The sequence below is a fragment of the Bacillus safensis genome (assembly GCF_039619585.1).
GTDB classification, from domain to species: Bacteria; Bacillota; Bacilli; order Bacillales; family Bacillaceae; genus Bacillus; species Bacillus safensis.
The window spans coordinates 1,723,500-1,744,118 of the sequence record NZ_CP154909.1; the positions used below are offsets into that span (position 1 = coordinate 1,723,500).

Below are 20,619 nucleotides of genomic sequence, written 5' to 3' on the forward strand. Positions count from 1 at the left end.
TTTTTTGATGCAATTGAAAGGTGGACACTTGCATGCCTGACCATATTGAAGTCATTCTTCGGACGATGTTTGCTTTTGCAATTTTATTTGGAGGAGCACGTCTTTTAGGAAAACAAACCATTGCGCAAATGAATATTTTTGATTTTATAGCAGCCATCAGCTTAGGTTCAATTGCAGCGAACCTGGCGTTTAATACAACGCTCCCGCTTCAGCACACAACGATTTCCTTTGTGTCACTTGTCATGATTATTTATGTGATTTCCCTGCTTGCATTAAGAAGCCGGAAGATGAGAGGGTTTATGGCTGGTAAACCAACCCTTGTCATACAAAATGGAAAAATTCTTGAAGGAAATATGAAAGGGATGAGATATACCCTTGATTATTTAAATCAACAGCTGAGAGAAAAAGACATCTTTGATATTAGCGAAGTTGAATTTGCGATGATTGAAACAGATGGGCATATGTCAGTGAAAAAATACCCTTCGTTTGAAAAAGTCACGCGGAAAGACCTACATTTATTCATGGAGGCAGAGCGTTACATGCCGATTGAAGTCATCATGGACGGGAAACTCATCCAAAAGAACATACAAGAAAATCAATTAACAGAGCAATGGATAGAAGAAGAGCTTAAAAAAAGGCAGCTGTCCTTAAAGGACATTGTTTATGCTGTTCGTTCAAGTAATGGAAACTTATATATTGATACATATGACGACCATATTCATTCTCCAATAGATCAGGAATGAATGTGTAGTGCTGATGACACCTGTGTGACACACATTTGACAAACTTTATAAGTCCTTTGGGTGTCATACGACTAGGTAGCATTTCTCAATTATTATTATTTTCAGAAAATGTGATGACGGATTAAAATAAGTATGTTTAAGTATAAATAGATGGAATTAAAATATTAATATAATATACCGAAAGCGGAATGAACGTTCATTCCTATATTTTTATAAGGAGGGGATGAAATGCCAGCAGTGACTGATAAACAAGAACAGATCATGAAGGCTTCGCTGGAACTATTTATTGAACGAGGCTTTGACGGCACCACAATGCCGATGATTTCAAAAAGAGCAAACGTCGGAGCGGGCACCATTTACCGTTATTTCGACAGCAAGGAGGCGCTCGTCAATATTTTGTACCAGAGCAGTCTCTCAGCATTTATCGAAAAAATGAACACAAACAGTCCAGATCCAAAGTTAAGTATCCGGGCGTACTTTAAGCATGTATTTTATTGCTTGGTTTTATTTACAAAGGAGAATCCAAGCGGGCTGTATTTCTTAGAGATTGATAAACGGTCTCATTACTTAGACGAGACGAGCAAAGAGAAAATGCAGCATTTGTTACATGAGCTTTTCCTTATCTTTGAAGAAGGGAAAAAGGATGGAATTCATCCAAATCTCTCAGGCAGAACCATTTTATCTATTGTATTTGGTGCCTTCGTGCAGCTGCATAAACAAATTCTTGCAGAAGAAATAGAGCCAACGATTGATTTTTTAGAGGATATTGAGCAATGTTTATGGCGCGCCATCAGCGTTGCATCTTAAAGAGATAAAGGGAGTGGGCATATGAAGCAACCATCAATCATTCCAAAACCAAAAACATACGGACCTTTTAAAAATATTCCCCATATAAAAAAAGGAGAGCTTTCTCAAACCTTTTGGCGGCTGGCAGATGAATTAGGACCGATCTTTCAGTTTGAATTTTCAAATGCAACAAGTATTTTTGTTTCCAGCCATGAACTTGTCAAAGAAGTATGTGACGAGAGCCGTTTTGATAAATATATTGGGACTAGTCTGAGTAAAGTTAGAGCATTTTCAGGGGATGGACTATTTACAAGCTGGACAGAAGAACCGAACTGGAGAAAGGCTCATCAAATTTTGATGCCTGCATTCAGCCAGCAGGCCATGAAGGGCTATCATGAAATGATGCTCGATATTGCCACACAGCTTGTGCAAAAATGGCAAAGAACAGGCCGCGATGAAGAAATTGAAGTAGCTGAGGATATGACAAAGCTGACTTTAGATACAATCGGCCTTTGCGGTTTTGATTTTCGCTTTAACAGCTTTTATAAAGAAAATCAGCATCCGTTCATCGACAGCATGCTGAAAGGTTTAAATGAAGCAATGGAGCAGTCGAGCCGATTGCCAATTGCAGATAAACTGATGATCAAAAGAAGAAAAGAATTTGAACAGCATGTCGATTTTATGAAGAAATTAGTAGATGACATTATTCAGGAACGAAGAAAACAAGATAAAACGGGCGATGATTTACTGTCTCTTATGCTGCATGCAGAGGACCCTGAAACAGGTGAACGTTTATCCGATGAAAATATCCGTTATCAAATCATCACCTTCTTAATTGCAGGCCACGAAACAACAAGCGGGCTGCTATCATTTGCGATTTATTTCTTACTGAAGAATCCAGAGAAATTAAAGAAAGCCGTCCAGGAAGCAGATGAGGTGCTGCAGGGCGGGCTTCCGGCATTTAAACAGGTGCAAAAGCTAAGCTACACTCGTATGGTGTTAAATGAAGCTCTCCGCCTCTGGCCAACAGCGCCTACGTTCTCTCTTTATGCGAAAGAGGACACAGTAATCGGGGGGAAATATCCGATTCAAAAGAATCAAAGTGTCTCTGTTCTGCTCCCTAAACTACACCGTGATCAAGCGGTATGGGGAGAGGATGCAGAAGACTTTAAACCAGAGCGGTTTATGCACCCTGAGAAAATTCCGCAGCATGCCTATAAACCGTTCGGAAATGGCCAGCGTGCATGTATCGGTATGCAGTTCGCCCTGCATGAAGCTACGATGGTTCTCGCGATGGTTCTGCACAATTTAGAGTTAATTGATCACACATCTTATGAGCTAGATTTAAAAGAATCTCTCACAATTAAACCTAACGATTTTAAAATCAAAGTGCGGCCAAGGAAGCAGCAATTCTTTATGGCACCACCGAAGGAAGAACCGAAGAAAAACACCAATTCTAGTGAGTCAAAAGTGGCGAGTCACGGTACACCGCTGCTAGTTTTGTACGGATCAAATCTTGGCACAGCAAAGCAAATAGCGAACGAACTGGCTGAAGACGGGAAAGCAAAAGGGTTCGATGTAACCACTGCGCCGCTTGATGACTTTACACGCCAATTGCCAGACACAGGTGCTGTCTTCATCGTGACCGCTTCATACAACGGACATCCGCCTGACAATGCGAAGCAATTTGTGGATTGGCTGGCGCAGGATGAAGAGCAGGATTTATCAAACGTGACATTTGCTGTCTTTGGATGCGGAGATCGAAATTGGGCGAGTACGTACCAGCGGATCCCCCGTCTAATTGATGAAGCTCTAGAAAGAAAAGGAGCCAAACGTGTAGCTGATTTAGGAGAAGGGGATGCAGGCGGTGATATGGATGAGGATAAAGAAATCTTCCAGAAAACAGTCTTCGAACAACTTGCAAAAGAATTTAAGCTCACCTTCCAAGAAAAGGGGAAGGAAAAACCAAACCTATCAGTTTCTTATACGAATGAGCTAGTGGAGCGTCCTGTAGCTAAAATATATGATGCCTTTTCAGCTGTTGTATTGAGAAATGAAGAATTACAATCAGAAACAAGCACGCGTCAGACAAGGCATATTGAACTGAAATTGCCTGCTGGAAAAGCATACAAAGAAGGGGATCATATCGGGATTGTGCCGAAAAATAGTGATGCACTCGTTGAGCGTGTGACCCGCCGCTTTAAACTAGATCCAGAGCAGCACATTAAGCTTTCATCTGATAAAGAGGCAAGTCATTTACCATTAGATAAGCCGATTCCAATCAAAGAATTACTTGCCTCGCATGTTGAGCTTCAAGAGCCTGCGACACGTACACAGCTAAGAGAGCTTGCAGCACATACGGTATGTCCGCCTCACCGCGTGGAACTTGAACAAATGGCTGGTGAAGCATATCAAGAAGCCATCTTAAAGAAACGAGTAACCATGCTGGATTTATTAGATCAATATGAAGCATGTGAGCTGCCATTTGTACACTTTTTGGCGCTTTTACCAGCTTTAAAGCCGCGTTATTATTCGATCTCAAGCTCGCCAAAGGTAGATGAAGAAAAAGTCAGTATCACAGTGGCAGTTGTCAAAGGTAAAGCATGGAGCGGCAGCGGAGAATATGCCGGAGTCGCATCAACCTATTTATGTGGTCTGAAAGAAGGGGAAGAAGTAGCCTGCTTCCTGCATGAAGCCCAAGACGGATTCCAGCTGCCCCCTTCATCAGACATACCGATGATTATGATTGGACCAGGTACAGGAATCGCTCCATTTAGAGGATTTGTTCAGGCAAGAGAAGTGTGGCAGAAGGAAGGGAAGCAGCTAGGCGAAGCCCACCTATATTTTGGCTGCCGTCACCCTCAGGAAGATGATCTATATTTTGATGAAATGAAGCTTGCAGCGCAAAACGGCATTGTCCATATCCATCGTGCTTATTCTCGTTACGATGAGCAAAAAGTATATGTTCAGCATTTGTTGAAAGAAGACGGCGGCATGCTGATCGAATTGCTTGATCAAGGTGCTTATCTGTACGTGTGCGGAGACGGAAAAGTTATGGCCCCAGATGTAGAGGCTACACTGATCGATCTTTATCAAAACGAGAAACAATGCTCGAGAGAAACAGCTGAAAATTGGCTGACAACCCTCGCAAATGACAATAGATATGTAAAAGATGTGTGGAGCTGACAAAGAGGAAAGACCGCCTATTAGGCGGTTTTTTCTATTCTCATAGAAAGAGATCGATAGAATGAAGGTTGGGAAGTTACAAAACACCTAATTTGGAAATGAAATATTTTGTAAAAAATAAGAATATTCTCTCATTTACTCCAATATGAAACAATCGTATGATTTTTGATATAGGACATAAAGGAGGAATATGATGAAAAAGGTGAAAATGTTACTCCCTTCTCTTCTCGTTTTTGGTGCTTTAAGTGTGCCTAGTTTTGCCCATGCCGCATCGGATTCAGTACTAACGTCTGATTATGACATGGTGACTTCTGATGGTAAAGTGATTTCTTCAAGTGATTTCCACAATGATACGAAAGCCCCCTCATCCTTTGACAAAGTGGATGATCTTTCTTCTACTGTTGGCGAAAAAGTAAAACCACTATCAAAATATTTAAAAGATTTTCAAACGAAAGTCGTCATTGGAGACGATGGTAGAACCAAAGTAGCAAATACAAGAGTGGCACCATACAATTCGATTGCTTATATTACATTTGGCGGCTCAAGCTGTACGGGAACACTCATTGCTCCTAACAAAATTTTGACAAACGGACACTGTGTGTACAATACGGCATCGAGAAGCTATAGTGAGAAAGGGACTGTATATCCTGGTATGAATGATAGTACTGCGGTGAACGGTTCAGCAAAAATGACTGAGTTCTATGTGCCAAGCGGGTATATTAATACTGGTGCAAGCCAATATGACTTTGCCGTGATTAAAACCGATACGAACATTGGCAATACGGTCGGCTACCGATCCATCCGTCAGGTGACAAACTTGACTGGGACAACCATTAAAATCTCAGGATATCCTGGTGATAAAATGAGATCGACTGGCAAGGTGTCACAATGGGAGATGTCGGGTCCTGTGACGAGAGAAGATACGAATCTAGCATACTATACGATTGATACATTCAGCGGAAATTCAGGTTCTGCCATGCTGGATCAGAACCAGCAAATCGTTGGAGTTCATAACGCTGGGTATTCAAACGGAACGATAAATGGCGGGCCGAAAGCGACAGCTGCCTTTGTTGAGTTTATAAACTATGCGAAAGCGCAATAAAAAATAGAGCTTGTTTCCTTCATAGGGGACAAGCTTTTTTGTATGAATCGATTTGATAGGATTCATATTTCTAACCTGAGAGATTTGAGATTGAGAGCCTCATCATTTTTTTCTCATGTCATCTGCGCACCACTCATACATTAAAATGACACATTTCCTTTAAGTCAAGATGATGCTGAAGATGGATGAGGAGGTCACACGCTTTTGAAGATGAAAAGAGGCTGGATCGCTGCTGTCGCCTTATGTTTTGTGATATGGATGGGCACGTTGTTTGGCGGATTTGGAGAGAAGCAGGCAGCAAAAGGGGCTGATCGATATGATCATGTCGTTCAATTTCCAAAGGAAAGGTACCCTGAAACAGGCAGTCATATTCAAGAAGCCATTCGAAAAGGGCATTCAGATGTGTGTACCATTGACCGAAATGGAGCAGATGCCCGCAGGCAAGAATCATTAAAAGGAATTCCGACAAAACCTGGCTTTGACCGGGATGAATGGCCAATGGCGGTTTGTCTTGAGGGAGGAAAAGGCGCAAGAGTTCAATATGTCAGTCCATCTGATAATAGGGGGGCAGGCTCATGGGTCGGGCATCAAATCAGCGGGTTTCCTGATGGGAAAAGAATATTATTCATTGTGAAATAAATCGGAAAGAGTCTCCCTTGAGTGGGGAGCTCTTTTGTTTATCATCAGAGCCTATTCGAGCTAGCAGGGTCAAAAGATTCAGTGGTACAATCAATCTATAAGGTACAAAGACTGACAAGAAGAAAATGTGAAGGGACATTTGCTTATGGATAAGAACCGTGCATTATACGATTTTTTTATGCAGCATGCAGAGAAGCTGACTGAAACATGGTATGAATCAATTGAGGACGATGATCCAGAATCCATATATCGTTCAACAGATTCCAGCATCATAGCTGAGCTAAAACGGCAGAATCAAGATTATTACCAGCATTTTATACGAGCTATTATTGAAGATAAGACGTATTTACATACTGAATTTAAAAAATGGTCTGAGGATTTAGCCAGTGACCCAAAGCATTTAAATACACCATTAGATTATGTCGTGAGAGAATACATGTCCAATCAAAGAGTGGTTCTGCATTACTTAAAAGAATTTATCAAACAGCGTCAAGATGAAATTGATATTGAGCGCATCTTTTATTGGTATGATTTAATTTCCGAAGCGTTTAATATTTCAATCCATGTGTTTATCCAGCAATATGTGAAAAATACAACCGAAAAACTCGTGGCTCAAAGAGATATGATTTATGAATTGAGCTCGCCGGTAATTGTCCTAAAAAGCCAGATTGCGTTATTGCCATTAGTAGGTGACATTGACACAGCGAGAGCCAAGATTATTTTAGAAAATACGCTAAATCAGTGCTCGCAAAAAGGTGTTCAGCATTTATGTATTGATCTATCGGGTGTCGTCATGATTGATACAATGGTGGCTCATCAAATCTTTGATCTTGTCACGTCACTTCGGTTAATTGGAGTAGAGACGACCATTTCAGGGATTAGACCAGAAATTGCCCAAACAGCAGTGCAGCTTGGGCTTCCTTTTAATGAATTTCGCACGGCATCATCACTTGCTCACGCGCTGGACCGAATGACTGAATTTTCTTCAATATAAAAACCAGGCCGATGAAAGGCCTGGTTTTTTATTTAGATGACAGCGTCAATTTGTGTGACTTTCCAATTTTTTTGTACTTTTTCGTACGTAACAGTTCGTTTTACTTTGCGTCCATCAAGTGTTGGGACAGTAAATTCATATGTGCGGACCGTTTGTTTTTTAGAAACAAGTTTAGGTGTGGCTTTTTCCCAATTGAGCATGTTGTCTCCATCACCGACTGGAACAGCCATTTTGCCTTTATGAACAATGAACTGATAATCTTTTAAACCATGTTTGATGGCATCTGGAGTGAAAACTTGAGATAGGTAGCTGTTTAATTTTTTCTTTGTATCAAATGTTTTAGAAAGATAGTTGTACGTCATATCTTTATAGGTAAATGATTTTAATTTGACATTAGAATGGTCTTTAATTTTGTAGCCTGACATTGCACTCCAAAAATGTTCTCTTGCATCAAGGGCAATATGTAACGCTTCTTTATTTGTCAAAGCGGCTGATTTCTTGGAAGCGGCCAATGTTGTTGTTTGTAATGAGATCATAAGCATAATAGCAGTTAATAAAACAAATAATTTTTTCAAGGCGATTGCCTCCTTTTCTCAATGAAAACTTCTTATGTTACAAATGTTACAATAATTACAGTGATATTACAAGTATTAAATCTAAATGTTTTTTATTTCTTTTGTTTCTAATTATATAACGTTTGAGGGAGACAAAAAGTTTTCATTTTTTTTATTTTTCTTCTTAATCATTATTTAACCGTTCTAAAGAAGAACGAAACGTCTTTTGGAAAAATTTCTATTTAGACGTTTAACACTCTTTTTTATTTATGACATATACTGTCGTGATGAAAGTCTAAAGAAAGTGGTGTTTCGTATGTATCAACCGTATGAAGATATGTGGAATGGTTACTCATATGATAGGCAGATGCAGGGATTGCCATCGATTTCTATTCCTCAAATTGGAGGTTTTCCTGGGTTTCCGATTGGAGGAGGTACTTGGCCAGGTCAAGGGTCAGGCGGGCAATCGGCACCGCCAGCTCCGCCGCAGCATATCATTTCGCAGTATCAGCAAGCACTCTCTCAGCCTCAAAGTATGCAGTCGCTTATATCTGCGCAAAGTGCAGGAGGCCATCAAGCTGTTCATTTTGCAGCGGGCTGTAATAGAAGATGGACGATTGTGCTTTTGAGAAACGGTCAAGTATTTTTAATGTTTGTCCTTTCCTCACAGCCATTTGGCAGAACAACTGGCTTTATATGGCCGAACTTTACTTTTGGCTCCTTCCCAAGTTCAAGTATTCTTGCATATTCCTGTGCATAAGAAAAAGCCGGTTCTCATCAGCAGCTGATGAAATACCGGCTTTTTTTAATGAATATTTCGAAATACGCCAATCACTTTACCTAGTATACTCACATTCTGTAAAATAATCGGTTCCATAGATGGATTCTCTGGCTGTAATCTAAAGTGTGTATTTTCTTTATAGAAACGTTTCACTGTCGCTTCATCTTCCTCTGTCATGGCGACCACAATATCTCCATTGTTAGCGGTGCTTTGCTGACGCACAATGACATAGTCCTTGTCCAAAATACCTGCATCAATCATACTTTCTCCCATAATTTCAAGCATAAACACTTGTTCGTCTGGTGCTGCAAAAGTCTCTGGTAGAGGGAAGTATTCTTCTACATTCTCAACAGCTGTGATAGGAAGGCCGGCGGTTACTTTTCCGATGACTGGAACGTTCATTACAGCACTCTTTGGAATATTCATTTCCTCTTCATCTAGTACTTCGATCGCTCTAGGTTTTGTCGGGTCTCTTCTTATTAAGCCCTTTGTTTCCAGTCTAGCTAAATGTCCATGGACCGTTGAACTGGATGCTAGACCGACAGCTTCTCCAATTTCACGGACGGATGGGGGATAACCCTTGCTTTTTACTTCATCTTTGATGAATTTCAGGATATCGAGTTGTCTTTTTGATAGCTTCGTCATCTTTTGCACCTCAAAACGTCAATTTTAAAGAAATTATAGCATGTTTTTCCTAACAGTACAAACATAGGTTCGAAAAAACGTTTGACAGAAACGTTTGTTCGTATTTATAATGAGAGACAGAAAGAGCGAACACACATTCTATTAGGAGAGATGACATTATGAGGTTAAAAGAATCTATTATTTTTATTGGGGTATTCTCATTCATCGTTGGCATATTTCTCTCACTTATTGCAGTCACAAGCCATAATGATTCAAATCAATATGTTAAAATAGAGGTTCAATCAGGAGATACTCTTTGGGGATTAGCTGATCAAGTAAATGACAGCAAATCAATCGACAAAAATGCATTTATTGACTGGGTAACAGAACACAATGATCTTGCTTCAACAGAAATCCAGCCTGGAGACATTCTTGTCATACCCGTGAAAAAAGAGCATCCAGTCGTATATCAGCTTGCAACAGTACAGTAGAAAGGTCGATTGAAGACATGAACGCAATCATTTATGCGAGAGTAAGCACTGTGAAAGAAGAGCAGGAAACCTCGCTGAAAAGACAAGAAGAAGAACTGCTGGCTTTAGCTGCCATGCACAAGATGAATGTGGTCAAAGTCATCAAAGAAAAAGCAAGTGGATATGAGCTAGATCGTGATGGCGTGTTTGAAATGCTTGCTGCACTGAAGGAAGAGTCGATCGATGCCGTTCTTATCCAAGATGAAACACGTCTTGGAAGAGGACAAGCTAAAATTGCGCTTCTTCATTGTCTATTTAAAGAGAACGTAAAGGTATACAGCGTGTTTCATAGAGGAGAGCTTGAGCTTTCAGAAGCAGATGAAATGGTCATCGAGATTGTAGGAGTCGTCGAAGAGTACCAACGGAAAATTCATAACCTGAAAATCAAGCGGGGGATGAAAAGGGCTGTTGAGCGCGGATATCAGCCTGAACTAAATTTAAGGCAGCAGGACCATGCACCTGGCCGTGAGCGTATTGAAGTGCCTATTTCAGAAATTGTTCGATTAAGAAAAAATAACATGACGTTCGCCGAAATTGCCGCAACTCTTCAGGCATTAGGTTTTGACATTTCAAAAGCAACAGTGCATAGAAGGTATCAAGAATATGAAAAAGGCCTTACCACCTAAAGCGTGATTTGTTGTCAAAATGATTGATATTTAGTAGTATGTAGAGAAAATGCTTTAAAGGAGTTTGTCATGATTTCTAAAGAACAGCTTGCAAGAATAAATGAGCTTTCAAAAAAGTCGAAAGAAACCGGTTTATCAGACGCTGAAAAAACAGAACAAAAGCAGTTGAGAGAAGAGTATTTAAAAGCTTTTCGTTCTTCTATGAAAAATACACTTAAAACTGTCAAAATCGTTGACCCTGAAGGAAACGATGTCACACCAGAAAAATTAAAAAGAGAAAAAGATCAGAACCTTCATTAAGGCTGTGATTTCTTGAATTTTGAAAAGATGGGAAGAATATTCTCGTCTTTTTTCATATTTGCATAACTTTTTAGGTGATCGATAAACTAAATGTGACAAAATCCTTCTTTTTCAGCGTGAAATAGTTGTGAAAAAAGGACAGTAGATTTATGATAATGGTGTACACAAGATACGGAAGGGGATTTATATGGAAACGATTGAATTGAAATCTATTGCAACAATACGTACTCTCTCCATAGACGCAATTGAAAAAGCGAATTCCGGTCACCCAGGAATGCCGATGGGTGCTGCACCAATGGCATACGCTTTATGGACGAATCACTTAAACGTAAGTCCGCAAAATCCAAATTGGTTTAACAGAGACCGCTTTGTTTTATCTGCGGGCCATGGTTCTATGCTTCTATACAGCATGCTTCATTTAAGCGGATACAATCTGAGCATTGAAGATTTAAAACAATTCCGCCAATGGGGAAGCAAAACACCTGGACATCCTGAATTTGGACACACAGAAGGCGTAGACGCGACAACGGGTCCTTTAGGCCAGGGAATTGCTATGGCAGTAGGAATGGCACTTGCAGAAAGACATCTTGCGGAAACGTATAACAAAGACAACTTTCATGTTGTAGACCACTATACATACAGCATTTGTGGAGATGGAGACTTAATGGAGGGAATTTCCTCTGAAGCAGCTTCACTTGCTGGTCATTTAGGCTTAGGCCGTTTAATCGTTCTTTACGATTCAAATGACATTTCTTTAGATGGCGATTTAGATCGTTCATTCTCTGAAAATGTGAAGAATCGTTTTGAAGCGATGAACTGGGAAGTTCTTTACGTGAAAGACGGCAACAACATCGAAGAAGTAACAGCTGCTATTGAAAAGGCGAAGCAAAGCACAGACAGACCTACATTAATCGAAGTGAAAACAACGATCGGTTTCGGATCTCCAAACCGTGCGGGAACGTCTGGTGTGCATGGTGCACCGCTTGGCAGCGAGGAAGCAAAGCTGACGAAGGAAGCTTACTCTTGGACGTTTGAAGAAGATTTCCATGTACCTTCTGAAGTGTACGATCATTTCAAAGAAGCTGTCAAAGACGCTGGACAGAAAAAAGAAGCAGCGTGGAATGAATTGTTTGCGCAATACGAAAAAGAATATCCAGAGCTGGCAGCACAGCTGAAGCTTGCGATTGAAGGAAAGCTTCCTGAGAATTGGGATCAAGAAATTCCTGTTTATGAAGCAGGTTCAAGCCTTGCTTCCCGCGCATCTTCAGGTGAAGTGTTAAATGGCATTGCAAAGCAAGTACCTTTCTTTATTGGCGGGTCTGCTGACCTTGCTGGATCAAATAAAACAACGATTAAAAACACAGATGATTTCGGGAAAAATAATTATGCCGGCAAAAACATTTGGTTCGGGGTCAGAGAATTTGCAATGGGTGCAGCGCTCAATGGTATGGCACTTCACGGCGGTCTTCGTGTATTCGGCGGAACGTTCTTTGTTTTCTCAGATTACTTAAGACCAGCGATTCGTCTTGCTGCCTTAATGGGACTTCCAGTCACTTACGTCTTTACTCATGATAGTATCGCTGTTGGTGAAGATGGTCCAACGCATGAACCGGTTGAACAGCTTGCTTCACTGCGTGCGATGCCTAATCTTTCCGTTATCCGCCCAGCAGATGGAAATGAAACAGCTGCAGCGTGGAAACTAGCTGTATCTTCAACGGATAAACCGACAGCACTAGTTCTTACTCGTCAAAACCTTCCAACAATTGACCAGGCACCAGAGAAGGCATATGAGGGAGTAGAAAAAGGTGGATACGTTGTGGTTGAAGCAGCTGATGCACAGCCGGAAGCACTTCTACTCGCTTCAGGATCTGAGGTTGGTTTAGCCATTGAAGCACAAAAGGCACTTGAAAAAGAAGGTATCCGCGCGTCTGTTGTCAGCCTTCCTGCATGGGATCGCTTCGATCAGCAGTCAGACGAATACAAAGAATCCGTTCTTCCTAAAGCAGTACGTGCACGTATTGCAATTGAAATGGGTGCTTCACTTGGCTGGGAGCGTTACACGGGGCTTGATGGTGACGTGATTGCAATTGATAAATTTGGCGCTTCTGCACCAGGAGAAACCATTATCGAGAAATACGGCTTTACTGTCAGCAATGTAGTCAGCCGTGTGAAAGCGAAGCTGAATAAATAAACGAACTCCAAGCATCATGCTTTTTTGCTATCTGTTTGCAGAGCATTTTCATCCGCTCTGCAAACTTTTATCTTTTTTCTTGTTTTTTTGACAAAACTAGTTTCTTCTTGCTTCATATATAGACAATTCTTTCTTTCACATTTTTGTATAATACAAGCAATAAACGAGATTGACGAAATGTGAAAGGAAGGGATAGACATGGAACGTCATTATTATATTTATTGGATTGAGGATGAATTTGCGCATCACTATTTTGGCAGAGAATCGATTTTGTTTCATTTGTTTGAGTCGTTACATTGGACGAACCGCACTGACGATGAACTTGTAATGCTTGTGAAGCAAGTGGATTATGTGACGAAACGAATCCCTGCTTTTCATATGCACCAGCGTCTAATGAATAACTTAACGAACATTCACTATACACAAATAGGCTCGATTTACAGCGCTTCCTTACCAGATGGAAAAGGAACTGCAGCATTTATTATTAAAGACCGGTATATTCAAATGTCTGCCACTGGCAGTTATGAGGCAGAAGCGGTGTTTTTTGAAGTGCTGAGAAAAATCAGCCCTTGTTTTCTTGCGATGGACTTTAGTTCAAAGAAACACGGATGGCTCAATCCAGTAAAAGTGAGGAATTTTGTTTAAAAAAATAAAATTGAACGTGAAATGTTGTATAATAGCCTTTTGTTTAGTACACTTTATACGAGACAACATGAAGGAGGAAGAATTATGGATTTATGGGTTGTCATCCTTGTAGGCGTTGTTGCACTGCTTGCAGGAGTTGCACTCGGATTCTTTATTGCTCGTAAGTATATGATGAGCTATTTGAAAAAGAATCCACCGATTAATGAACAAATGCTTCGAATGATGATGATGCAAATGGGCATGAAACCGTCCCAGAAGAAAATCAATCAAATGATGAAAGCCATGAACAACCAAGCGAAATAATACGTACGATATTATGATCATAGATGGAACATGGTTTTAAAGAATGGACAAGCATTGTCCTTTCTTTATTCAATTCACCTTCATCAGACGCTTAAAACCACTGTACTTGCATGAATGAAGCAGGGAAGGTGGTTTTTATTATGGCGTCAAGAGTATGTAAAAAACAAAAAACCCCTATGTTAGAGGTTTTTGTTTCGTTTATGGTCACACATATCAACTGTTCTAAAAATGGTGCGGCATGTTTGATATCATGAAGTATGATTAGTTGGCTGAGTTTGAGTGTAAGTGTCGTTGATATTGTAAGAGGAGATGATCTAGCTGCTGGCTATGTTCGATGGTCACTGTTGATGTCATCCCATTATGCAAGACAACTTTCATCAGCTCTTCTCTTTTTTCTTCGATTTGAGTTAATAATGATGTTTTTACCAAAGTCATGTTCCTTTCATGCAAATCTTGATAAAAAGAATCGATTCTATTATATCCATTTTAAGGTTTATTTTCAAATTTAAAGGATTCATTATCTTGATGTCAAATTAAATTATATAAGGTTTTAAGAGAATAGACCATCTTTATTGAGGTGATGTAAAAAAAATGAAATGATTTTGTCATCTCTTATTGTATATTGTAAGAAGGGGGTGTTCTTTTGACAGATTTGAATTACTTTTTAGCATTTGGAGCAGGATTTCTTTCTTTTATTTCACCGTGCTGTCTGCCGCTTTATCCAGCATTTTTATCGTATATTACGGGCGTTAGTATAGATGAAGTGAAATCCGAGAAGGTGATGCTGAGAAGAAGAAGTCTGCTTCATACTTTATTCTTTTTAGTTGGGTTCTCTATTATATTTATTGCGATTGGCTTTGGGACATCGTTTGTCGGGAAGTTTTTTAATGATTATCATCAAGCGATTCGTCAAATTGGAGCCATCCTCATTATTTTCTTTGGTTTTATGACTCTTGGTGTATTCAAGCCCTCTTTTCTCATGGGCGAAAAGAGAATCCAGTTCAAAAATCGTCCTGCTGGTTTTTTTGGATCCATTCTCATCGGTATGGGCTTTGCCGCTGGATGGACACCTTGTACTGGACCTATTTTATCCGCTGTTATCACACTGGCGAGTAACCATCCTGAGTCGGCGGTTATGTATATGATTGCGTATGTTTTTGGATTTGCCGTCCCGTTTTTTATTCTCTCCTTTTTCATTACGAAAATGGCGTGGATCAGAAAACGTCAGCAGCTCATCATGCGAATTGGCGGAATCATTATGATTGTGGTAGGGATTTTGCTGTTCTTTGATCTTCTGACATGGATTATCATCATGTTCTCATCATTGTTTGGCGGCTTTACAGGCTTTTGAAATCGTTTTCTACAGTCGCGGCGAATGGTTTTTTTTCGTCAATTGGAGTATATTATACATAGGCTGACCTTAAAGAATAAAGGAATGATTTGATATGATGATCTTGATCTCTTCTATAATTGCGGTATGTATGGCGGTGGCCGTCATGTTTATTCGCATTAAGTCATCTGCAAAACCTGCAACTGCGAAAAAAATTATCTTACCTCCTATTTTCATGAGCACTGGTGCATTGATGTTTTTTGTTCCTATGTTTCGGGTAACTGGAGCTGAATTTCTAGAAGCGATCACAGTGGGGATGTTTTTCTCCATATTTTTAATCAAAACATCGAAGTTTGAAATTAGAGGTAATGACATCTACTTAAAACGGTCAAAAGCATTTGTGTTCATTCTCATTGGACTTCTTGTCCTTCGTATCGGGATGAAGACCATCTTGAGTTCTTCTATTGATTATGGTTCATTAAGCGGGATGTTTTGGATTCTTGCCTTTGGCATGATCGTGCCTTGGCGGGTTGCCATGTATTTATCGTTTAGAAAGCTGTCTAAACAATTAGATCCGCAGCAGATTCAAATGAATTAAACCTCCTTTTAATAAAGGAGGTTACATATTGTTGACAAAGGGCTAAAATGATCTTTTATTTTAGCCCTTTGTCTTCTATTCAGCGTTATTGAAAACCTTTGAAGTCTAGGAAGGACGAGCACTGGCGCGGAGCGAATTTAACATTCGTGAGCACCAGCGCGCAGGACTGACAAAGAATGCGAGGGTTTGTCTAAACGCTGAAACCTCCTTTATAAAAGGAGGTTATTTTAATAACGATTCATATGGCGAGTGATCAATGTTTTTTTCTTGAAGGCGCTTCAGTAAAAACTTATGATCCCGCTTTGGTGTGGCCATAATGTAGCCGCGAATGATTAAGTCTAAATTAATGCTGGCAGCCTGTTCTTTTAATGCCAGCTCACCGATTTTACCTGCAATTTTTTCTTTGGCAACATCTCTAAACAGCTCTGGAACAGGTAATACGAGTTCATTTAACAGCTGTTTGTCCTCATCCCGCCATAGGTGAAGGCTCTTTTGAATATATTCATCCTGCCAATCAAGCTCTGATTTCCCATCTTCCTTTGGCAATCGTTTTAAAAACTTGCGAAACATAAAAAAGCCACCGATTGCGAGTAATCCGATCATCACTGTACCCCAAAATAAAATGAACCACAAAAACCAGCCGCTTAACATGTTCTCACTCCTTATACCCCTTATCTCTCTATTTTATATTACATGAAGAGAGGATAGAAGAAAATAACAAAAATGTATGTCTATGATCTCTATAAATGCCCTTTTTCATTGATAGCCGCCCATTTACTAGAATGACCCAAACCAATTAATAGAAAAAGAATACATTATCATATAGCGACTCTACTATTTGGCCATGGTGGTTCGCAAAAGGTATTGACTTGAAACGAACGGGAAGAGAGCCCACCTATATAAAGGTGGGCTCTTAATGTTTGAAGTGCGGGATTTGAAAGGAAAATGCACCGTTTGGATGGTCGGAACATTTTTTAATTTTGATCGATATGACTCGGTTTTCATAATCTGTTTCAATGTCTTTGTCGTTTAAATAAAAAGGGAGCATCACGCTTTTTTCAATTGGCTGTTCGCCTTCACCATTTGCATGTTGTACTGTGTAAGTCAACGTTAGCTCATGTCCAGCGAAGGTCAGCTTTACATCAGTGATCGATAAGGTGGAGACATCGATTTCGATAATATAATCACGGCTTGTTTCATAAAGATCAATTGGGAGGTGTTCATCATACCAGGCAAATGGATCATCCATTAAAACATTGAGCCAATCATCTATTTCAATAAAATCAGAGGAATTCGATTGCTTTTCATTCTCCATAAACACTCCTCCATCACATCTCATAATAAATCATATGATGAAAATAGAAATGTGTGAAAGACCTAAAACATCCCGTGTGGTCACGGGATGAGAGGGGGATCATTACATATCATGATGAGAATTGTGCTTTTGTCTTGTATGGTTGCGGTTTTTCACTTTTTTACTGCCTGATAACGGCTCAGGCTGACCGCCTTGATGCTCCTTAGGAGAGTTTTGACGGATGTCTTTCCCTGTGTTTTTATTCGTCATGATGTTTGGCTCCTTCTTATTGATTCTTTTTACGTTTTTTATTGTTTTGCCTTTGTTCTTCTGTTAAAACGAGCTGATCATCTTCCGTATAGCCTGCGCCATTACCCTGGCTTTTGGCTGCGTTCATGCCATTAATGACATGATTCGCTTTGCGTTTTGTCATGTTTTATCACCTCATTTGTAGTATGAGCCCGCCCCGCTTCGTTTATGAAGAGTAATCATTTCCTAATGATAAGTTAAACTTATTGAATTTAATAAAAGCATTGTTATTTACTTATGTATGAATTTGTTTTAAGATGAAATTGTGAGAAAATTGTGGTGAAATACGACGATTTTTCTGAGAATTGAAATTGATCTTGATCATCAAAAGGGGGATTTTGGACATGTCGAAACAGCAGCAAGTCGCTAAACAAGACGCTTTTCAATCTAGAAAAACGTTTTCGACAAATGGGAAAACGTATCACTATTATTCGTTAGAAGCACTAGAGAAACAAGGAATTGGAAATGTTTCTAAGCTGCCTTATTCCATTAAGGTACTTTTAGAATCAGTGCTTCGGCAAGTAGACGGTAGAGTGATCAAGAAGGAACACGTTGAAAACTTGGCAAAATGGGGAACTGCCGAGGTAAAAGAAATTGATGTTCCATTTAAACCTTCTCGAGTTATTTTACAAGACTTCACGGGTGTACCAGCAGTCGTTGACCTTGCTTCTTTAAGAAAAGCAATGGCAGATGTAGGCGGGGATCCGGATAAAATCAACCCTGAAATTCCAGTTGACCTTGTGATTGACCACTCAGTACAAGTTGATAAAGCTGGAACTGAAGATGCATTAAACATTAACATGGACTTAGAATTCGAACGTAACGCAGAGCGTTATAACTTCCTTAGCTGGGCAAAGAAAGCGTTTAATAACTACCAAGCTGTTCCGCCTGCAACAGGAATTGTTCACCAAGTGAACTTAGAGTATCTTGCAAGTGTTGTTCATGCGATTGAAGAAGATGGCGAGATCATCACTTACCCAGATACATTAGTTGGAACTGACTCTCATACAACGATGATTAACGGTATCGGTGTACTTGGATGGGGCGTTGGCGGTATCGAAGCGGAAGCTGGTATGCTTGGTCAGCCTTCATACTTCCCAGTACCAGAAGTGATTGGTGCTAAATTAGTTGGAGAGCTTCCAAACGGAACAACTGCAACTGACCTTGCATTAAAAGTCACACAAGTCCTTCGTGAAAAAGGCGTAGTGAACAAGTTCGTTGAGTTCTTCGGACCTGGTGTTGCACAATTGCCATTAGCAGATCGTGCAACGATTGCGAACATGGCGCCAGAATACGGTGCTACTTGCGGATTCTTCCCAGTAGATGAAGAAGCCCTTGCTTACCTTCGCCTTACTGGACGTGATGAAGAGCAAATTAATATCGTTGAAGAATATTCTCGCGCAAATGGCTTATTCTATACGCCAGATGCAGAAGAGCCAATTTTTACTGATGTTGTGGAAATTGATCTTTCTAAAATTGAGTCAAACTTATCTGGACCAAAACGTCCACAAGATTTGATTCCACTTTCTCAAATGAAAGAAACGTTCCATCAACACATCGAAAGCCCAGCTGGTAACCAAGGTTTTGGCTTAGATAAATCAGAGCTTGATAAACAAATCGAATTTGATCTTGCAAACGGTGAAAAAGCTGTGATGAAGACAGGTGCGATTGCCATTGCAGCGATTACGAGCTGTACAAATACATCGAATCCATACGTGTTAATCGGAGCAGGTCTTGTTGCGAAGAAAGCAAGTGAGCTCGGTATGAAAGTGCCAAACTACGTCAAAACGTCACTAGCACCGGGTTCTAAAGTTGTAACAGGCTACCTTGTGAATTCGGGACTTCTTCCATATTTAAGAGACCTCGGATTTAACATTGTTGGATATGGCTGTACAACATGTATCGGAAACTCAGGACCGCTTGAGAAAGAAATTGAAGATGCAGTTTCTGAAAATGATCTGCTGATCACTTCTGTTTTATCAGGTAACCGTAACTTTGAAGGTCGTATCCATCCGCTCGTGAAAGGGAACTACCTTGCATCTCCACCATTAGTTGTGGCTTATGCACTTGCTGGTACGGTGAATATTGATTTAACAAAAGATCCTATCGGTGTCGATAAAAATGGCGAGAACGTTTATTTCAATGACATTTGGCCATCAATGGACGAAATCAACAGCGTCGTTAAAAGCACTGTCACACCTGAGCTATTCCGTTCAGAGTATGAAACTGTTTTTGACAACAATGAACGATGGAATGAAATTAAAACGACGGATGATGCATTGTACAAATGGGATGAAAATTCCACATACATTGATAACCCGCCATTCTTTGAAAACTTATCAGTTGAACCTGGTAAAGTTGAACCGCTTAAAGGCTTGCGCGTCGTTGCGAAGTTCGGTGACTCTGTCACAACTGACCATATTTCTCCTGCTGGAGCGATTGGTAAGGACACACCGGCGGGCAAATACTTGCAAGAAAGAGGCGTATCGCCTAGAGACTTTAACTCATATGGATCCCGCCGTGGTAACCACCATGTCATGATGAGAGGGACTTTTGCAAACATCCGTATTAAGAACCAAATTGCACCAGGAACAGAAGGCGGTTATACAACTTACTGGCCAACTGGTGAAGTGACATCGATTTATGATGCATGCATGCGTTATAAAGAGGATGGAACAGGTCTTGCGATTTTAGCAGGTAAAGACTACGGAATGGGTTCTTCACGTGACTGGGCAGCAAAAGGAACAAACCTTCTTGGAATTAAATTTGTTCTAGCTGAAAGCTTTGAGCGTATCCACAGAAGTAACCTTGTCTTCATGGGCGTACTTCCTTTGCAGTTTAAAGACGGAGAAAGTGCAGAAACTCATGGTCTAACAGGAACAGAAACATTTGAAGTTCATGTTGACGAAACAGTTCGTCCACGTGATCTCGTCACTGTGAAAGCAATTGACACAGATGGAAACGAGAAAACGTTTGAAGTGGTGGTTCGCTTTGACAGTGAAGTCGAAATTGACTACTATCGTCATGGCGGTATCCTTCAAATGGTACTTCGCGAAAAATTGGCAAGCAACTAATACAGCAAAG

At 40.2% G+C, this 20,619-nt stretch carries 23 protein-coding genes; 16 read left to right on the forward strand and 7 right to left on the reverse strand.

The features are described 5' to 3' along the window. Positions 1-32 precede the first annotated feature (32 nt). From AAYR28_RS08730 to AAYR28_RS08755, 6 genes are all read left to right on the forward strand, one after another. Complete coding sequence (locus AAYR28_RS08730) at positions 33-743, forward strand: DUF421 domain-containing protein (RefSeq protein WP_061109909.1); 711 nt, start codon at positions 33-35, stop codon at positions 741-743. 228 nt (positions 744-971) lie between these two features. After that, a complete protein-coding gene (locus AAYR28_RS08735; RefSeq protein ID WP_345808973.1) occupies positions 972-1,550 on the forward strand; it encodes a TetR/AcrR family transcriptional regulator in 579 nt (192 codons plus the stop codon). Positions 1,551-1,571: 21 nt separating this feature from the next. Then, positions 1,572-4,715 (forward strand): bifunctional cytochrome P450/NADPH--P450 reductase, encoded by a 3,144-nt coding sequence (locus AAYR28_RS08740; protein ID WP_345808974.1) that lies wholly within the window; start codon positions 1,572-1,574, stop codon positions 4,713-4,715. A 193-nt stretch (positions 4,716-4,908) separates the two neighbouring features. After that, positions 4,909-5,817: a trypsin-like serine peptidase gene (locus AAYR28_RS08745; protein WP_024425124.1), complete on the forward strand. Its 909-nt coding sequence runs from the start codon at positions 4,909-4,911 to the stop codon at positions 5,815-5,817. A 258-nt stretch (positions 5,818-6,075) separates the two neighbouring features. Then, positions 6,076-6,456 (forward strand): NucA/NucB deoxyribonuclease domain-containing protein, encoded by a 381-nt coding sequence (locus AAYR28_RS08750; protein WP_345808985.1) that lies wholly within the window; start codon positions 6,076-6,078, stop codon positions 6,454-6,456. Positions 6,457-6,601: 145 nt separating this feature from the next. Further along, a complete protein-coding gene (locus tag AAYR28_RS08755; protein ID WP_342496180.1) occupies positions 6,602-7,450 on the forward strand; it encodes an STAS domain-containing protein in 849 nt (282 codons plus the stop codon). A 32-nt stretch (positions 7,451-7,482) separates the two neighbouring features. Here AAYR28_RS08755 and AAYR28_RS08760 read toward each other — a convergent pair whose 3' ends face one another. Next, positions 7,483-8,025 carry an IseA DL-endopeptidase inhibitor family protein gene (locus AAYR28_RS08760; protein ID WP_024425127.1) on the reverse strand — a complete coding sequence of 181 codons (543 nt, stop codon included), beginning with the start codon at positions 8,023-8,025 and terminating at the stop codon, positions 7,483-7,485. A gap of 295 nt (positions 8,026-8,320) precedes the next feature. Between AAYR28_RS08760 and AAYR28_RS08765 the strand changes: the two genes are divergently transcribed. Next, a complete protein-coding gene (locus tag AAYR28_RS08765; protein WP_034283419.1) occupies positions 8,321-8,764 on the forward strand; it encodes a hypothetical protein in 444 nt (147 codons plus the stop codon). A gap of 45 nt (positions 8,765-8,809) precedes the next feature. Here the strand turns inward: AAYR28_RS08765 and lexA are convergent, their stop codons facing one another. Further along, a complete protein-coding gene (gene lexA / locus AAYR28_RS08770; protein ID WP_034283422.1) occupies positions 8,810-9,430 on the reverse strand; it encodes a transcriptional repressor LexA in 621 nt (206 codons plus the stop codon). Between the two features lie 158 nt (positions 9,431-9,588). Here lexA and yneA point away from each other — a divergent pair, with 158 nt between their 5' ends. The 6 genes from yneA to AAYR28_RS08800 all read left to right on the forward strand — a co-directional run bounded on the left by yneA (position 9,589) and on the right by AAYR28_RS08800 (position 14,004). Next, on the forward strand, positions 9,589-9,900 hold the full coding sequence (yneA, locus tag AAYR28_RS08775) for a cell division suppressor protein YneA (RefSeq protein ID WP_024425130.1): 312 nt from the start codon (positions 9,589-9,591) through the stop codon (positions 9,898-9,900). Between the two features lie 17 nt (positions 9,901-9,917). Beyond that, on the forward strand, positions 9,918-10,565 hold the full coding sequence (locus tag AAYR28_RS08780) for a YneB family resolvase-like protein (RefSeq protein ID WP_034283427.1): 648 nt from the start codon (positions 9,918-9,920) through the stop codon (positions 10,563-10,565). Positions 10,566-10,634: 69 nt separating this feature from the next. Then, a complete protein-coding gene (locus AAYR28_RS08785) occupies positions 10,635-10,865 on the forward strand; it encodes a DUF896 domain-containing protein (RefSeq protein ID WP_024425132.1) in 231 nt (76 codons plus the stop codon). A gap of 187 nt (positions 10,866-11,052) precedes the next feature. Then, a complete protein-coding gene (gene tkt / locus AAYR28_RS08790) occupies positions 11,053-13,056 on the forward strand; it encodes a transketolase (RefSeq protein ID WP_024427083.1) in 2,004 nt (667 codons plus the stop codon). Between the two features lie 198 nt (positions 13,057-13,254). Beyond that, positions 13,255-13,701, forward strand: a complete 447-nt coding sequence (gene sirA, locus AAYR28_RS08795; protein ID WP_024425134.1) for a sporulation inhibitor of replication protein SirA — start codon at positions 13,255-13,257, stop codon at positions 13,699-13,701. An 84-nt stretch (positions 13,702-13,785) separates the two neighbouring features. Next, the gene (locus AAYR28_RS08800; protein WP_003212379.1) at positions 13,786-14,004 is read left to right on the forward strand and encodes a YneF family protein; all 219 of its coding nucleotides are present in this window, start codon (positions 13,786-13,788) and stop codon (positions 14,002-14,004) included. Positions 14,005-14,265: 261 nt separating this feature from the next. Here AAYR28_RS08800 and AAYR28_RS08805 read toward each other — a convergent pair whose 3' ends face one another. Beyond that, entirely contained in the window at positions 14,266-14,439 is a 174-nt protein-coding gene (locus AAYR28_RS08805; protein ID WP_369810454.1) for an aspartyl-phosphate phosphatase Spo0E family protein, read from the reverse strand. A gap of 208 nt (positions 14,440-14,647) precedes the next feature. Here AAYR28_RS08805 and AAYR28_RS08810 point away from each other — a divergent pair, with 208 nt between their 5' ends. After that, entirely contained in the window at positions 14,648-15,355 is a 708-nt protein-coding gene (locus AAYR28_RS08810; protein ID WP_024427084.1) for a cytochrome c biogenesis CcdA family protein, read from the forward strand. A gap of 94 nt (positions 15,356-15,449) precedes the next feature. Then, positions 15,450-15,932, forward strand: coding sequence for a CcdC family protein (locus tag AAYR28_RS08815; RefSeq protein WP_024425136.1), 483 nt, complete (start codon positions 15,450-15,452; stop codon positions 15,930-15,932). A 222-nt stretch (positions 15,933-16,154) separates the two neighbouring features. On the opposite strand, the gene AAYR28_RS08820 is transcribed toward AAYR28_RS08815, so the two are convergent. The 4 genes from AAYR28_RS08820 to sspO form a co-directional block, all read right to left on the reverse strand. Continuing rightward, on the reverse strand, positions 16,155-16,583 hold the full coding sequence (locus tag AAYR28_RS08820) for a DUF2621 domain-containing protein (protein ID WP_024427086.1): 429 nt from the start codon (positions 16,581-16,583) through the stop codon (positions 16,155-16,157). A 262-nt stretch (positions 16,584-16,845) separates the two neighbouring features. Then, positions 16,846-17,247, reverse strand: a complete 402-nt coding sequence (locus AAYR28_RS08825) for an Hsp20/alpha crystallin family protein (protein WP_041117524.1) — start codon at positions 17,245-17,247, stop codon at positions 16,846-16,848. A gap of 102 nt (positions 17,248-17,349) precedes the next feature. Beyond that, positions 17,350-17,496, reverse strand: a complete 147-nt coding sequence (locus AAYR28_RS08830) for a small acid-soluble spore protein P (RefSeq protein WP_003211331.1) — start codon at positions 17,494-17,496, stop codon at positions 17,350-17,352. Between the two features lie 16 nt (positions 17,497-17,512). Continuing rightward, on the reverse strand, positions 17,513-17,659 hold the full coding sequence (gene sspO / locus AAYR28_RS08835; RefSeq protein ID WP_034283440.1) for a small acid-soluble spore protein O: 147 nt from the start codon (positions 17,657-17,659) through the stop codon (positions 17,513-17,515). A 220-nt stretch (positions 17,660-17,879) separates the two neighbouring features. Here sspO and acnA point away from each other — a divergent pair, with 220 nt between their 5' ends. Further along, on the forward strand, positions 17,880-20,609 hold the full coding sequence (acnA, locus tag AAYR28_RS08840) for an aconitate hydratase AcnA (RefSeq protein ID WP_120206952.1): 2,730 nt from the start codon (positions 17,880-17,882) through the stop codon (positions 20,607-20,609). Positions 20,610-20,619: the final 10 nt, after the last annotated feature.

Bases quoted from the DNA above. Each gene is read 5' to 3' on its own strand.
- tkt (WP_024427083.1), top strand. From the start codon at position 11,053: ATGGAAACGATTGAATTGAAATCTATTGCAACAATACGTACTCTCTCC.
- AAYR28_RS08805 (WP_369810454.1), bottom strand. From the start codon at position 14,439: ATGACTTTGGTAAAAACATCATTATTAACTCAAATCGAAGAAAAAAGA.
- acnA (WP_120206952.1), top strand. From the start codon at position 17,880: ATGTCGAAACAGCAGCAAGTCGCTAAACAAGACGCTTTTCAATCTAGA.
- AAYR28_RS08825 (WP_041117524.1), bottom strand. From the start codon at position 17,247: ATGGAGAATGAAAAGCAATCGAATTCCTCTGATTTTATTGAAATAGAT.
- AAYR28_RS08815 (WP_024425136.1), top strand. From the start codon at position 15,450: ATGATGATCTTGATCTCTTCTATAATTGCGGTATGTATGGCGGTGGCC.
- AAYR28_RS08740 (WP_345808974.1), top strand. From the start codon at position 1,572: ATGAAGCAACCATCAATCATTCCAAAACCAAAAACATACGGACCTTTT.
- lexA (WP_034283422.1), bottom strand. From the start codon at position 9,430: ATGACGAAGCTATCAAAAAGACAACTCGATATCCTGAAATTCATCAAA.
- AAYR28_RS08780 (WP_034283427.1), top strand. From the start codon at position 9,918: ATGAACGCAATCATTTATGCGAGAGTAAGCACTGTGAAAGAAGAGCAG.
- AAYR28_RS08785 (WP_024425132.1), top strand. From the start codon at position 10,635: ATGATTTCTAAAGAACAGCTTGCAAGAATAAATGAGCTTTCAAAAAAG.
- AAYR28_RS08750 (WP_345808985.1), top strand. From the start codon at position 6,076: ATGGGCACGTTGTTTGGCGGATTTGGAGAGAAGCAGGCAGCAAAAGGG.
- AAYR28_RS08730 (WP_061109909.1), top strand. From the start codon at position 33: ATGCCTGACCATATTGAAGTCATTCTTCGGACGATGTTTGCTTTTGCA.
- yneA (WP_024425130.1), top strand. From the start codon at position 9,589: ATGAGGTTAAAAGAATCTATTATTTTTATTGGGGTATTCTCATTCATC.
- AAYR28_RS08800 (WP_003212379.1), top strand. From the start codon at position 13,786: ATGGATTTATGGGTTGTCATCCTTGTAGGCGTTGTTGCACTGCTTGCA.
- AAYR28_RS08745 (WP_024425124.1), top strand. From the start codon at position 4,909: ATGAAAAAGGTGAAAATGTTACTCCCTTCTCTTCTCGTTTTTGGTGCT.
- AAYR28_RS08830 (WP_003211331.1), bottom strand. From the start codon at position 17,496: ATGACGAATAAAAACACAGGGAAAGACATCCGTCAAAACTCTCCTAAG.
- AAYR28_RS08820 (WP_024427086.1), bottom strand. From the start codon at position 16,583: ATGTTAAGCGGCTGGTTTTTGTGGTTCATTTTATTTTGGGGTACAGTG.
- sirA (WP_024425134.1), top strand. From the start codon at position 13,255: ATGGAACGTCATTATTATATTTATTGGATTGAGGATGAATTTGCGCAT.
- AAYR28_RS08765 (WP_034283419.1), top strand. From the start codon at position 8,321: ATGTATCAACCGTATGAAGATATGTGGAATGGTTACTCATATGATAGG.
- AAYR28_RS08735 (WP_345808973.1), top strand. From the start codon at position 972: ATGCCAGCAGTGACTGATAAACAAGAACAGATCATGAAGGCTTCGCTG.
- sspO (WP_034283440.1), bottom strand. From the start codon at position 17,659: ATGACAAAACGCAAAGCGAATCATGTCATTAATGGCATGAACGCAGCC.
- AAYR28_RS08755 (WP_342496180.1), top strand. From the start codon at position 6,602: ATGGATAAGAACCGTGCATTATACGATTTTTTTATGCAGCATGCAGAG.